At 63.7% G+C, this 13,337-nt stretch carries 15 protein-coding genes; 4 read left to right on the forward strand and 11 right to left on the reverse strand.

Going from position 1 to position 13,337, the window contains the following annotated elements; all coding sequences use genetic code 11:
• Positions 1-15 precede the first annotated feature (15 nt).
• Entirely contained in the window at positions 16-1,002 is a 987-nt protein-coding gene (egtD, locus tag ACP15H_RS10935) for an L-histidine N(alpha)-methyltransferase (protein WP_425066211.1), read from the reverse strand.
• Positions 999-2,195, reverse strand: coding sequence for an ergothioneine biosynthesis protein EgtB (gene egtB, locus ACP15H_RS10940; RefSeq protein ID WP_425066212.1), 1,197 nt, complete (start codon positions 2,193-2,195; stop codon positions 999-1,001). The genes egtD and egtB overlap by 4 nt, the downstream gene beginning before the upstream one ends.
• A 100-nt stretch (positions 2,196-2,295) precedes the next feature.
• On the opposite strand from egtB, the gene ACP15H_RS10945 reads away from it, so the two are divergent.
• Positions 2,296-3,198 carry a hypothetical protein gene (locus ACP15H_RS10945; protein WP_425066213.1) on the forward strand — a complete coding sequence of 301 codons (903 nt, stop codon included), beginning with the start codon at positions 2,296-2,298 and terminating at the stop codon, positions 3,196-3,198.
• On the opposite strand, the gene ACP15H_RS10950 is transcribed toward ACP15H_RS10945, so the two are convergent.
• Positions 3,195-3,362, reverse strand: a complete 168-nt coding sequence (locus ACP15H_RS10950; protein WP_425066214.1) for a DUF1328 domain-containing protein — start codon at positions 3,360-3,362, stop codon at positions 3,195-3,197. The genes ACP15H_RS10945 and ACP15H_RS10950 overlap by 4 nt on opposite strands.
• On the opposite strand from ACP15H_RS10950, the gene ACP15H_RS10955 reads away from it, so the two are divergent.
• Together ACP15H_RS10955 and ACP15H_RS10960 are read left to right on the forward strand one after the other, a co-directional pair.
• Positions 3,313-3,618: a hypothetical protein gene (locus ACP15H_RS10955; RefSeq protein ID WP_425069991.1), complete on the forward strand. Its 306-nt coding sequence runs from the start codon at positions 3,313-3,315 to the stop codon at positions 3,616-3,618. The genes ACP15H_RS10950 and ACP15H_RS10955 overlap by 50 nt on opposite strands.
• 24 nt (positions 3,619-3,642) lie before the next feature.
• Positions 3,643-4,026 (forward strand): DUF2177 family protein, encoded by a 384-nt coding sequence (locus ACP15H_RS10960; protein WP_425066215.1) that lies wholly within the window; start codon positions 3,643-3,645, stop codon positions 4,024-4,026.
• On the opposite strand, the gene ACP15H_RS10965 is transcribed toward ACP15H_RS10960, so the two are convergent.
• The 8 genes from ACP15H_RS10965 to ACP15H_RS11000 form a co-directional block, all read right to left on the reverse strand.
• A complete protein-coding gene (locus tag ACP15H_RS10965) occupies positions 4,027-4,296 on the reverse strand; it encodes a GNAT family N-acetyltransferase (RefSeq protein ID WP_425066216.1) in 270 nt (89 codons plus the stop codon).
• Positions 4,297-4,376: 80 nt separating this feature from the next.
• Positions 4,377-5,948: an ABC transporter substrate-binding protein gene (locus tag ACP15H_RS10970; protein WP_425066217.1), complete on the reverse strand. Its 1,572-nt coding sequence runs from the start codon at positions 5,946-5,948 to the stop codon at positions 4,377-4,379.
• A gap of 117 nt (positions 5,949-6,065) precedes the next feature.
• On the reverse strand, positions 6,066-6,671 hold the full coding sequence (locus ACP15H_RS10975) for a hypothetical protein (protein WP_425066218.1): 606 nt from the start codon (positions 6,669-6,671) through the stop codon (positions 6,066-6,068).
• A gap of 9 nt (positions 6,672-6,680) precedes the next feature.
• Positions 6,681-7,001, reverse strand: coding sequence for a CsbD family protein (locus ACP15H_RS10980; protein ID WP_425066219.1), 321 nt, complete (start codon positions 6,999-7,001; stop codon positions 6,681-6,683).
• An 82-nt stretch (positions 7,002-7,083) separates the two neighbouring features.
• A complete protein-coding gene (locus tag ACP15H_RS10985) occupies positions 7,084-7,233 on the reverse strand; it encodes a hypothetical protein (protein ID WP_425066220.1) in 150 nt (49 codons plus the stop codon).
• 101 nt (positions 7,234-7,334) lie between these two features.
• Positions 7,335-9,890 (reverse strand): response regulator, encoded by a 2,556-nt coding sequence (locus ACP15H_RS10990; protein ID WP_425066221.1) that lies wholly within the window; start codon positions 9,888-9,890, stop codon positions 7,335-7,337.
• Complete coding sequence (locus ACP15H_RS10995; protein WP_425066222.1) at positions 9,883-11,610, reverse strand: sensor histidine kinase; 1,728 nt, start codon at positions 11,608-11,610, stop codon at positions 9,883-9,885. Before ACP15H_RS10995 ends, ACP15H_RS10990 begins: the two co-directional genes overlap by 8 nt.
• Before the next feature lie 14 nt (positions 11,611-11,624).
• Entirely contained in the window at positions 11,625-12,425 is an 801-nt protein-coding gene (locus tag ACP15H_RS11000; protein ID WP_425066223.1) for a response regulator, read from the reverse strand.
• A gap of 425 nt (positions 12,426-12,850) precedes the next feature.
• Here ACP15H_RS11000 and ACP15H_RS11005 point away from each other — a divergent pair, with 425 nt between their 5' ends.
• Complete coding sequence (locus tag ACP15H_RS11005) at positions 12,851-13,315, forward strand: sigma-70 family RNA polymerase sigma factor (RefSeq protein WP_425066224.1); 465 nt, start codon at positions 12,851-12,853, stop codon at positions 13,313-13,315.
• Positions 13,316-13,337 lie beyond the last annotated feature (22 nt).

Raw genomic sequence — 13,337 nt, forward strand, 5'->3', positions numbered from 1 at the left:
CGCTCCTGACTCAGCTCAGGGGCGGGCTTTCTCGTTCTGGGCCTGTGTCAGAAAAGCCACCGCAAACAGCCGGGCCGGGTCCGTCCAGATATGGGCGATCGAGAAACCACCCAGCCTTGCCAACTCGGCAATGTCGGCCTCGGCATACTTGTAGGAATACTCGGTGTGCACCCGCTCGCCTTCGATGAACGTGTAGCGCCGACCGGCCACCATGACCGTCTGGTTGCGCAGGCTGCGGAAGTAGATTTCGATGCGCCCTGCGGGCTCATCGTAGAACGCCTCGTGCGCGAAGGCAGAGAGATCGAAGTTGGCTTCGAGCTCACGGTTCATGCGACGCAGGAGGTTCAGCGTGAACTGCGCCGTGATGCCCGCGGCGTCGTTGTAGGCCGCGTGCAGCCGCTGCGTGTCTTTCTTCAGGTCGACACCCAGGACCAGAGCGCCGTCGGCTCGGAGAAGCCGGCGCGCGCGACGGAGGAACGCCACTGCCTCCTCCGGCCTCAGGTTGCCGATCGTGGAACCGGGAAAGAAACCGATCCTGCGTGCGCCGTCTATGGTCGGCGGCAGCGCGTCCAGCGCCATGTAATCCCCGGTTACCGGATCAACGCGCAGGCCCGGGTAGTCCTCGCGCAAGCGCTGAGCTGTCGCGTCGAGATGCCGACGGGAAATATCGATCGGCACGTAGGCGTGGAGATCCTGCATCGCATCGAGCAGCAATCGGGTCTTGACGCTCGATCCGCTGCCGAATTCCACGAGCGCAGATCCCGCACCTGCAAGGTCAGAAATTTCGCCCGCATGTCGGCGCAGGATCGCCGCCTCAGTTCTGGTCGGATAGTATTCGGGCTGCTCGCAGATCGCATCGAACAGCGCCGAGCCCCGCGCATCGTAGAGATACTTGGCCGGGATCGCGCGCGGCGAGCCCCCCAGACCGGCAAGAACTTCACGACGAAAGGCATCGCGATCGGCCAGCTCGCCATCATCGGTCGCCAGAAGCGGCACGTTCATCGAAGGTCCTCCGAAAGACGGATTCCACCGAACATCCAACGCGCGTCGGGCGGAAAGAAGTTGCGATAGGTCGGACGAAGATGACCGTCGGGCGTCGCTGCACAGCCGCCGCGCAGCACCATCTGGTTCGCCATGAACTTGCCGTTGTACTCGCCCACGGCCCCGGCGGGTTCGCGATAGCCCGGATAGGCGACGTAGGGGCTGGCCGTCCATTCCCAGACTTCTCCGGTGCCCTGCACCGCTCCGGCAGCGACTTCCCATTCCGCTTCGCGCGGCAGGCGCTTGCCCGCCCATTTGGCGAATGCCGCCGCTTCGAAGGCGCTGACATGGCAGACCGGCCGTGCCGCATCGAGCCGTTCCAAACCGGACAGCGTGAAAACGTACCAGGCTCCGTCCTTCTTTTCCCAGTAGAGCGGTGCATTCCAGCCGCGCTGGTTCACGCAGTCCCAACCGGCCGACAGCCAGAACTCGGGCCGGCGGTAGCCGCCATCCTCGATGAACTCGAGATACTCGCCGCAATTGACGGGACGCATCGCCAGCGCAAACGCGTCGAGCCAGGAACGGTGGCGAGGCCCCTCATTGTCGAAGGAGAAGCCCTGTCCGTCATGTCCCGTTTCGACGAGGCCGCCTTCGAACTCGCGCCATTCGAGCGGACGGGGCGCCCGTCCCTCACCGCGCTGCGCGGCACGGTAGGCAGGCCGCAGGGGATTAAGGGAAAGGGCATGCTTTATATCCATCAGGATCAGCTCCTGATGCTGTTGCTCGTGGTGCAGTCCGAGATCGACGAGGGCGCGCACGCCGTCACCACCGTCGCGCTGGCCCTGGAGAAAATCCAGCATCGCGGCCGTAACATGGTGCCGATATGCCAGCACTTCGTTCACACCGGGCCGCGTGATCAGCCCGCGCTGCGGTCGCGGATGGCGGGGACCGACGGCCTCGTAGTAGGAATTGAAAAGGTATTCGTAGGCCGGATCGAAGACGCGGTAGCCAGGAGCGCGAGGCCTCAGCACGAAAGTCTCGAAAAACCACGTCGTATGGGCGAGATGCCATTTGGTCGGGCTCGCATCGGGCATCGACTGAACCGTCTGGTCCTCGGCGGACAGTGGTGCGGCGAGTTCTTCGGTACGCGAGCGGACAGTCTTGAAGGCCTGGAGGCCGCAAAATTGCACGGGAAGCGTCATAGATTTCGGCACGGGACCTCCGACTTCCCAACGTGGTGCCGCGCGGGTCGGTTGCAAGGGCGTTGCCCCGCGATCACCCTGCAGCGTCCACTCGTACCGAAGAGGGAAGCAAGTGCCGATTTGCGAGATCGACCCGTGGCGCATTCAATATTTCGCGAAGGCGAACTGCCCGGCGCACGTGTTCATACCGACTGAAGACTCGGACGCCTGGCTCTGGAATCCCAAGCATCGCTGGGTTTACGACAAACTAGCCGTCGCGACACGCCAGGGACTGGAAGCGGCGCCGCACGGAGTCCCGCCGACCAGTTATCCGGTCTTCTCCAAGCCCATCTACAACCTGAAAGGCATGGGCGTAGGCAGCCGCGCATTACATACCGCAGCCGACTATGAGGCGGCTTACCGGCCCGGCCATATGTGGATGCCGCTCCTCGAAGGTGAACATGTCAGCAGCGACGTGGCTCTGGTGGACGGCGTGCCGAACTGGTGGGTTCATGCAAACGGCATTGCTGGCGATGACGGCACCTTCGACTATTGGGAAGTTCGCGCCGGCGCCGCCCCCGACATCGAAACCTCGGCCGGTGCCTGGTGCCGCAGCCATCTTGCCGGCTACACCGGTATGGCAAATCTGGAGACGATCGGCGGGCGCATCATCGAGGTGCATCTGAGGTTCGCCGATCAGTGGCCCGATCTCTACGGCGACGGTTGGGTCGACGCGCTGGTGCGATTGTACGAGTTTGGCGTTTGGACCTTCGCGGAAAACTCACCGCGTACAGGCTACAGCGTCGTTCTCTTCATGCCGCACGGAGAGCGCTACAGGCATCCGCCGCGCAATCTGGTGGAACAGGCCTGCGCCATCGCCGGCGTCTCGAGCGTTCAAGTCACGTTCCATGAAACTGTCGAACCGGAACGTCACGCCATGCCACCCGGCGGTTTCCGGGTGGCGATCGTCAATTGCTGGGATCTCGCCGCAGGCAGGAGGGCTCGCCTCCTCCTCCGCGATCACTTCACCGCCTAGAGATTGCGTCGGACAAAGCCCGCGAACAGGCTGACGACGAAGAGGACGAGCGCGATCACGAACAGTATCTGCGCCATACCCGTTGCGGTCGAAGCGATTCCGCCGAAGCCGAAAATGCCGGCCAGCAGCGCGATCACCAAAAACATCAAAGCCCAGTACAACATTTCTCGCTCCTTCCGAGCATTGGCAGGGGTTGTGCAGGCAACGTCGGAGCGAGAGAGACGGTTCCGTAGGGCAACCCTTCGCGTCGAGGCGGCGTTGGATCTTCACACCCTCAATGCTGGAGAAGAAATGCAGCCCGAAGTCACCCCAACGGAAGCTCGCAGTGGCGTCGTCACCGGTCGCGTGCTCATGGTCCTGATCATCTCGTTTATCGGTGCCGTCGGCGGCATGGGACTGGCGTGGTACATGCTCAGCTAGTAAGTCTTCTCTATGAAGACTTTGGTGGTCAGCTACGCCGTCGCCCTCACCGTACTCGCCATAGTTGATGCTCTATGGCTCGGCGTCGTTGCCCGTGAATTCTACAAATCTCGCTTGGGAGACATGCTCCAGGACAAGCCTGTCTGGAGCGCCGCAATCCTGTTCTATCTCGTACACGCGGTTGGTATTGCGGTGTTCGCGGTACCGCCAGCGCTGGCCGCAGGCACTTGGTGGAGTGCCTTGCTCTACGGTGGGCTTTTTGGTTTCTGCGTCTACGCCGCCTACGATCTGACGAATCTGGCGACCCTGCGGGGTTGGCCCCTGGCCGTCAGCGTGGTCGATCTTGCATGGGGTGCGGCGGCGACAGCGGTCGCGACGGTTGCGGCCTACTTGATCGTAAAGCCTTGATCAGCTCGCGCTGTCGTCGAACTCCGGGTGACGGCGCACATAGGCGACGACGAAACTGCAGGCAGGGACGATCTTAAAGCCCTGCCGCCGCGTGTCTTCCAACGCTGCCTTGACCACACGCGCGCCGATGCCCTTGCCCTCGTCCTCTGGAGGCACCTCGGTGTGGGTGAAGATTCGACTTTGCCCCTGCTCTCGATAGGCGGCGATTGCCAGGCCATGCTCCACGGAGAGTTCATACCTTCGTTGCGCGGCATTGTGTGTCACATTCATCGATCACTCTCCTCTCGCCGGCGCGGTGCCTCAGCCAGCACCGCGCGCATCGGAAACGCCGGTCTGCAGGGCCGGTTGCCCTAGCGGTCGACCTCCCAGAACATCGGATAGGACGACTGGATCAAGCCCTTGAGATCGCTCCGGTAACCGGCGGGAATCGTGAACTGCCCCCACATCAGGGCGGGCACGAGTTCATAGGCGATCACCTGGATTTCTGCCGCGATCTTCTTGCGCTCTTCCAGTGTGTTGGCGCGCGTGAAAGCCTTCAGAAGGTCGGGGATGCGATTGTCGCAGGACCAGCCGGGGAAGTCGTTGCAGGTCGCCGCCACGTAGAAGTGCGTCAGCGGCGAGTACATGTCCGTGCCGTTGGAATAGACCGGAAACATCGACCAGCCATCCTTTTTGGCCCGGCGCGCCAGGACGGTCGGCCAGTCGCGCGGCTGCTGTTCGACGTTGAAGCCGACGTCCTTCATGTTCTGCGCGAGCACGCGGGACGCGGTCTGGCTGATCGAGCCGGCAACTTCCAGAACGATCACCGGCTCGCCCTTGTAACCCGAAGCCTTCAGCTCGGCGCGGGCGGCCGCAAGGTCGAACTTGGCCACACCCCCGCCGGCATCCGTCGACAGTGGGGCACCGCACATCCAGAACGAGGAACAGTCCTTGGTCTGATACTTGTCGGGCACGCCGATGGCCGTCAGTGTCGCATTCTGGTCGACCAGCTTCCACATCACCTTGCGTACCGCCGGATTGTCGAACGGCGGGAAGGCGTGGTTGAGCCGGAAGTTGCCCTGGAACTGGTGGATCCCGCCGAGCCCCAGAAGCTTGATCGACTTCTCCTTCTCGAGCACCGGCAGCATGTCGAACGGGAGGTACTGCATGTAGTCGATTTCGCCGGCGATAAGGGCGTTGGCGCCTGTCGACTGGTCCGGCATGACCCGCAGGGTCAGCTGGTCGATCTTCACGTTCTTGCCGCCCGTCAGGAAGTCCGGCGCCTCCTTGCGAGGGACATAGGCGGCGTTGCGCTCCAGAATCATGGCGTTGCCCGGCCGCCACTGATCCTTGACGAAACGGAACGGGCCGGAGCCGATCGGCTCGGGAATGCGCTGGTCCGCAGGCGTTGCGGCAAGGCGCGCAGGCATAATCACCGGAAGCGGCGCATTGGGCTTGCCCAGGACCTCGAGCAGCAGCGGGAAGGGCTGCTTCAGGACCATTTTTATGGTCTTCGGATTGCTGGCTTCGAGCGTCTCCGTGTCCGCCATCAACATCTTTCCAAGCGGATCGCGGACCGACCACCGCTTGAGCGAAGCGACGCAATCTTCCGCCGTCACCGGCGTGCCGTCATGCCACTTCAGCCCGTCGCGCAGGACGAACGACCATGTAAGCTTGTCCGGGCTGCTGTCGTAGCCCTCGACCATCTGCGGCTTGATCTCGCCCTTGTCGTTCATGGCAAAGAGCGTATCGAAAACGTGCAGGCCGAACGTTCGTGTGATCGCCGCCGTCGTCGCATGTGGATCGAGGATGGTGACTTCCGACTCGAGTACGACCGTGAGGCCCTTTGCGGCGCGGGCCTCCCGCGGCCTGATCAGCGACGCACCCGCCAGCGCCGCACCACCCGCCATCGCCGTCCGACGCCCCAGAATACTCTTACGCATGAAAATTTCCCTTCTTCCCCAGAGCGTCACCGTAGCGACCTTTCGGGCAAAACGAAACGGGCCGGCCCTCTCTCATCAGAGACGGCCGGCCCGCAAGCCGCTGGTCGGAAGAAGCTGTCAGGCCGGCGACAGGAGTCGACAGGTCACGCGGTCGACGAAGGTTGAAACCGGAGGCCCATAGACGGGCACGCCCCATCGTTCGCCGGGGCCCGCAGGCGACAGGACCACCCGAGTGTCCTGAACCGGACGACCGCCATTCGTGAACACGCAGCCGACCACCGGATCGACGACGTTCGCCGAGTTGTTGGTGACGTAAAGAACCGACAACCAGTTCTGCTGTGGAACAGCCTGCAGCCACGGGCTGTCGATCACGACGGTGGGAACAGAAGGGCCGGCGGTGATGGGCACCGTGCCCATGAGGTTGCCGCGCGGTCGCTGGACGACCATCTGCGTGCCAACCGTTTGGCTGTTCGGATCGAATGCCTTGTCGGCAGAGGTGCTCGGGACCGCCGCCTGCTGTTGCGGCGTCTGGTTGTCCTTACTCACATTCTCGGGCGTCCAGACCTTGCCGGTTTTTTCATCCTTGAACTGCGTCATGCCGTTCGCCGAAACACCGGCGCCGACAGGACCGGGCGTTTGGGCCGAAGGCGCCTGGGCGAAAGCCGCACTAGCCGCGGCCGCCGTGAGCGTCGCGGCCACAGCACTCAAAATCGGGTATTTCATAGCGATCCCCTACATGTTCTTCAGACGGTTCTTCTCCCAGGTGCCGACCTGTGCCTCGGCGGCTTCGCGGGAGATGCCGTACCGCGTCTGGATCTTGCCTACGAGCTGATCGCGGCGCCCTTCGATGGCAAGGAGATCGTCATCGGTGAGCTTGCCCCACTCCTCCTTCACGGCGCCCTTGGTCTGGCTCCAGCTTCCCTTGAACTTCTCCCACATTGTCTGGGCATCGTTCTGGGTCGTGGTCTGCGCGCTCGTCTGAGCAGTCGCGACGAGCGGCACCGAGACCGCGGAAATGACGACAAACGCCGCCAGGCTGGCAATTGAACGCATTGGGATACCTCCTCGATTGGGCCCCGTTAACGGCCCCACCAACCGCGAGGTTGCCTCCCGACGCGCCGGCGCTGTGCGCCCGTCAGACCCAGATCGACTTCAGGAAGAAGGCGATCGGGATGACGATGAGCATTGCGACATAGAGGTCCAGCAGTTCGCCCGCCAATGGACTTTGGTCAGAATGATCCTGCACCACGATGTTCGACGTTTCGGGTACTGGCTTCGACTTCATGATCCCCTCCACGATTGCCCCATCCTGAATAGATGAACGCCGCAAAATCGACGAGGGTTGCAGCGTCTACGCGCGAATCGTGAGAGGAAATGTCCGACGGCCTACCGAATGCCGTGATCGAGAGCCTGCTGGAGGTCGATCGATGAATAGGGCTTCGAAATGAACTGCATGCCTTCAGCCTGCAGGCCCGGGCGTCCATAGCCGCTGGCGATCACGACGGGCAGCGCCGGAAACAGTTCCCGCACTTTCACTGCGAGCTCCTCGCCGCTCATTCCTGGTAATCCGACATCGGTCACAAGGAGGTCGTACTCGTCCCCGCGTGCAAGGGCTTCCAGGGCGGCCTCGCCGCTGCCGACTGCGGAAACGGAACATCCGAGCCGCTCCAGCATGTCGGTCGTCGACATCCGGAGCAGGACCTCATCCTCGACGAGCAGGATGCGCCTCGCCCTGGTCTCGGATGGTGCCTCAGGTCGCTCGGCAGACGCCACCGCCAGTGTCGGCGCGAGGACGGGTCGCCGGGTGGCCAGCACACTGCGCAGCTTGGCCGAAAGTGCCTCGCTGCTGTAGGGCTTGGCGATCATGGGATAGCCCGACCGGGTGTGATCTGGAATGAGGCCACGCGCGAAGCCCGAGGTCAGCAGCACGGCAATTCCCGGCTGAAGGCGTTGCGCGCGCTGCGCCAGTTCGACGGCCGTGATCGAGCCCGGCATCACGATGTCCGTGAACAGAAGATCGAAGGCGTGATCCTTCTCCAGCACATTCGCGGCGACGTCGGGATCCTCGGCGGCTACAACGCGATAGCCCCAGCCCTGCAGCATATCGACGACCGCCCGCCGCACGTCTTCGCTGTCTTCCACGACCAGTATCCGCTCGCTGCCGCTCACCGCGCCGCCGGCAAGGGACGGCTCCTCGACCACCGGGTCTTCGGTACGCGGCAGATAGAGCTTGATGCTGGTCCCCTGCCCTATGGCGCTGTCGATCCGGATATGGCCGTTGGACTGCCGCACGAAACCGTAGACCATGCTGAGACCGAGCCCCGTTCCCTTGCCGTCTCCCTTCGTGGTGAAGAATGGGTCGAACGCCTGCGCCGCGACCTCGGGCGGCATGCCGGTGCCGGTGTCGCTGACGTCGACCAGGACATAGGGACCCGGCGTCACATCGGGATGAAGCGCCGCATAGCGACGATCAAGCGTGGCATTGGAGATCTCGACCCGTACTGTGCCGCCGTCCGGCATCGCATCGCGCGCATTGATCGCAAGGTTCAAAATCGCGTTCTCGAGCTGACCCGCGTCAATCCTGGCGTTCCACGGATCGTCCGCCATCTTGATTTCGATCGCGATTCGCTCGCCCAGCGAATGACGCATCAGGTCGGCGAGATCCCCCACCAGCCGGGCGATGTTGGTGGGCTGCGGCGTTAGCGGCTGACGACGGGCGAAGGCCAGCAGCTGCTGCGTGAGGCGTGCGCCGCGATCGGCCGCCGCAGTAGCGCTCTGTACCCGCGAGAGCATCGCGGCGTTGTCGCCCACCTCGCCCCGCAGCAGGTCGAGATTGGCCCGGATGACCTGCAGGATATTGTTGAAGTCATGGGCCATGCCGCCGGTGAGCTGACCCGTGGCCTCCATTTTCTGCCCCTGCCGCAGGGCAGCTTCGTTATGGAGCTTCTCCGTTATGTCGACGCACCGAACCACCGCGCCGCCACCCGACATCTCGCCGCGATAAATCTCGTAGTCCCGCCCTTCATGCGTCACGCGCAGAACCGCCGGGCCCGCTGCAGGCGTCTTGGCGAGATCGAGCGGGAGGAGAAGAGCACGGGTCGCGGGAGACCGTTCCGACAGGAGCTGGTCCAGGGTCGGCGGGGCCTGTTTCCCGGGCTCCCATTGCGCCAGCCTGGCGAACGCCTCGTTCCAGGCAACCACCGTGCGCTCGCCGTCGATCACGAATATCGGGTCGCGCAGGCTTTCGAGCGTCGCCTGGAGGAGCCGGGAGCGTCCAGCCAGCGCGTGCTGGCTGCGCTCGAGACGACCGGCGCCCTGCACGACGATGTAGATGCCCGCGATCAGGCAGAGAAAGGCCCCGCCCATGACCAGCAGTCCCGCAACTTCCGCCTGCTCCTGCTCAGACCGCAGGGCCGTCAGCCGCCGTGCCAGCAGGAGCCTCTGCCCCTCGACGAGGGTGTCGCCCAGCAGCCGAACCTGGCCGAGCATCGCCCGGCCCGCACCCGTCCGATCCAGCGACAAGGCCGCGTCCCGGCCCTGCGTCCGGTAGGCACCGACGGTGGAATTGAGCTGGTCGAACTTCTGCGCCGTGATGCTGCGGAACTCCTGGAACTGGCGCGTCGTGTCGGGGTCACTTGCAACCGCGGCCTCGAGCTGGCGCATGCTCGATTCGATCCTGAGGCGCGCGCGCTCGTATGGCTCCAGACTGGTAACGTCGCCGGTCAGCAAATAGCCGCGAAGCCCGATCTCGGCATCCTGCACCGCGATCACCATCTCGCGCATCAGGGCCATCGTTTCGTAGTTAGCCACCACCAGGCGCTGCTGGCGCGCCGCGGATTTCGATTGGGAGAAGGCCAGCATGAGGCCGGCTGCAATCAGCACGGCGAGCGTGATGCCAGCGATGACGCCCGTCGACCGCGCCGATCGCAGGGCCTTAGGCATTTGCCGGCTCGTCCGCGCTGGGCGTCGGGAAAACGACCACGACACGATTGCCCCCCTCCGGCTTCCGGTCGATCGTGACTTCGCCGCCGAGCTGCATGGCCAGACCGCGGATCAGGGTGAGCCCGAAACCGCCCCGGCCATCGGGCGCCGGCTGAGCGGCGCGGGCGGCGCCGTTATCCTCTATGACGAGTTCGACTTCCTCGCCCCGCTCGCTGGTCTCGATTCGGATCTGCGGCGAGGGCGTCCGGCTGAAATCATGAGTGAGCGCGATGCTGACAGCCTCGGTGACGATCAGGCCGATCGGGATGGCGGTATCGGGGCCGACCGCCATGATCGGGGCTCGAATATGGTAGCGCGGCGCCTGTTTGCCGGAGGGCGCCCGGCCGACCGAAATCTGTCGCACGAGATCACTGATGAACTGCTGGAAATCGACCAGTGACCAGCTCGACCGTTCATAGAGATGGCGATGCAGAATCGACAGAGTCAGAACCCGATTCTGGGCATCGCCGAAGAAACGGCGGATACGGGGCGACCTGATCTCGCCGGCCTGGAGATTGAGCAGGCTGGAAATCATCTGCAGGTTGTTCTTCACCCGGTGATGTATCTCACGCAACATATGATCGCGTTGCTCCAGGTTCGCTCGCAGCGCCGCCTCACGGCTGGCGATGGCCTCGGCCATGGCGGTGACGCCGGCGCCGACCGAGGCCATTTCCGGGCTCCAGGGCCGCGGCGGCGCCAGCGTGATGGTTTCGCCGCGTGCCACCTTGTCGGCAAAGTCCTGGATATAGCGGAGAGGCCGCACGCACCAGCGGTCTGCCCCGAACCAGATCACCAGCAGGACGACGGCAGACGAAAGCGCCACGAAGAACACGCCTACCCATGCACCTGCAAAGGCCAGGGGGTTTTCCGGGACCGGGGCCGACACGACGGCAAACAACGTGTTCGCGCCGACCGGCCGGATCCAGAAGTGATAGTAGGCGCCGTCCTGACCGAAGTCGGCGATTCGGAGCTGGTTGCCCGCGAGGGCCTCGGCCAGCCGCGCGGGCACCGGCAACCGGCGCATGGCCGTTGCATCGCCGCCGAGGGCGGCCCCGGAGCGGTCGATCACCGCAACGGCCGTACTGGCTGTATCTTCGGCCTGGGCCGCCGCCTGCGCCAGCGCCTTCAGCGTGATCCCGACCGCGCACATGCCCCGGTACGCCCCATCGCGTGTGATGGGAATGGCGATGGGAATGATCGCGCTGGTCGAAACACGGCTGGCGATGGCGTCACCGACGACAAGCCCTTGGCCCCCCCGCTGCGTCTTCTGGAAGACGTCGCGGTCCGAGAAATTCATGCCGATCGCCCTGTGGGCAGAGGCGCAGCGGGCAATGCCCCGCTCGTCTGTCACCAGCGCCGTCGAGTACTGACCGGGATAAGTGTCCAACAACTTGGATAGATAGGCTTCGCACCGGCCGACCGTCTCGCCCGATGCTTCCGGATCGGCACTTTGCTCAACCGATTCGTCGGCGCATGCAGCGGTCAGCATGCGCCGGGAGGCGTCGAACAGGCCAGCATAACGCGCCACGGCCAGATCGGACACCGACGCAAGAGCTGCGGCTCGCTGTGAAGCCTCCGACCGTTCCTGGAGCTCCGCCTGCCAGATCGCCAGCCCGAGCACCGGCAGCAGGGCCAGCGCTACGAGTGTGACGAGCTTGGTACGAAGCGACCATCGCGCCACGTTCCGTCCCGGCGTCAGATCGATACGGTGTCGAGCGCCTGCGCGATCGCCGCACGAAGAAGATCGGGATCGAAAGGCTTGGAAATGACGAAGGCCGGCTCGACCTGCTTGCCGGTCAGAAGTCGCTCGGGAAAGCCGGTCACGAAGATCACGGGGACGGACATAGACTTCATGATCTGATTGACGGCGGAGATGCCGCTGTCGGAACCGCGAAGCTGGATGTCAGCGAGCACCAGATGAGGCGAGTGCTTCTTGGCCAGCTCGATGGCGGCCTTCTCGGTCGCAGCGATGCCGACGACCTCATGGCCGGCGTTGCGCACGATATCGGCCACATCGAGCGCGATAACCGCCTCGTCTTCAATGACCAGGATGCGTACGGAGGCGACGCGCTGCAGCTCGCGGCGTGCTTCCTCGAGACTGCGCTCGGCAGCGTCGATGCCAATGCCAAGAACATGAGCCGCGTCGCCCACGGTGAACCCTTCCAGCACCGTCAGCAGCAGAACTTGTCGTTGCATCGGCGCCATGTCCGTCAACGATTCCTTAAGGCGGCCCCGTACGCCTTCCCCGCCGCTGGCGGCGGCTTCCATGTCGCCGAAAGGCTGGCGCAAGCGATGAAACAGCGCAAACACGCCGAGCTTGGTGTCTTCGGCTTCCGCGATCAGCTCAGGCTGCTGGACCGCCACTTCGGCACAAAGCCGCACCCACTCATCGCCCTGCTGCTGGGAACCGGTCACGGCCCGAGCGTACCGACGCAGAAATGGCAGCGTCCTGCTGATCGCCTCGGACACCTTCTTGGAAGCTACCTCTTCAGCCACGTCCTTCTCCCTCGTCACTCAAAATCCATCTCTCGCCGTTCGCCGAAGCCGTCATCTACAGTACGCTGTGTGAGCCCGCAGACAACTCCCGAACTGCGTAGGCCTCGGATCGGTCACTGCACGCTGCCCCGCGTCAGACCCGACATGCGAGAGGGCCAGGCAACGCAAACGCATCGCCCAGCTACGCTTGCTCTCGTCAGCTTCTAGTGCAGCCAGCCCAGCACCCACATCAGCAACAGCACGGGAATCGGTACTCCCACAAGCCAAAGAATTGCCGCGCGTCCCATAAAATCCTCGCCATTGAATGAGTATCGGCACAAACGCGCGTCGGCCCCGTTGGTTCCCGCCAAGATCTCAACCTATATGTCGTCAACATCAAGATTTGCCCTTTCGTGAGGGCCGGACCGTCCCCAGATAGACAATCCATGAAAGATGAGATTGTCGCGCTCCTTCCGGATCTGCGTGCGTTTGCGCGCTTCATGTGTCGCGAGAGAGAAGCGGCCGATGATCTGGTGCAGAACACTATCCTGGCCGCGCTCGACAAGCACACGCAGTTCACACCCGGCACGAATCTCAAGGGCTGGCTGTTTACGATCATGCGGAACCGCTTCTATTCGGATCTTCGAACCCAGCGGCGGCGACCGTTGACCATCGACAACGAGGCGGCGGCGCCGTTGCCGGCAATCGACAATCCCGAGGCGACTCTTGCTCTCAAGGAGCTCTCCTCAGAATTGTGGAAGCTCAATCCGCAATCGCGTGAAGCGTTGGTCCTGGTCGGCGCAGGAGGATTTTCGTACGAAGAAGCGGCCAGCCTGTGCGGATGCTCGGTGGGCACTCTGAAAGCCCGCGTTTCGAGAGCCCGCAAGTATCTTTCCGACAAACTGCAGTGAATTCAAAGCGAATCTACAAGCG

This window comes from Reyranella sp. (assembly GCF_965249915.1).
Taxonomy (GTDB): Bacteria; Pseudomonadota; Alphaproteobacteria; order Reyranellales; family Reyranellaceae; genus Reyranella.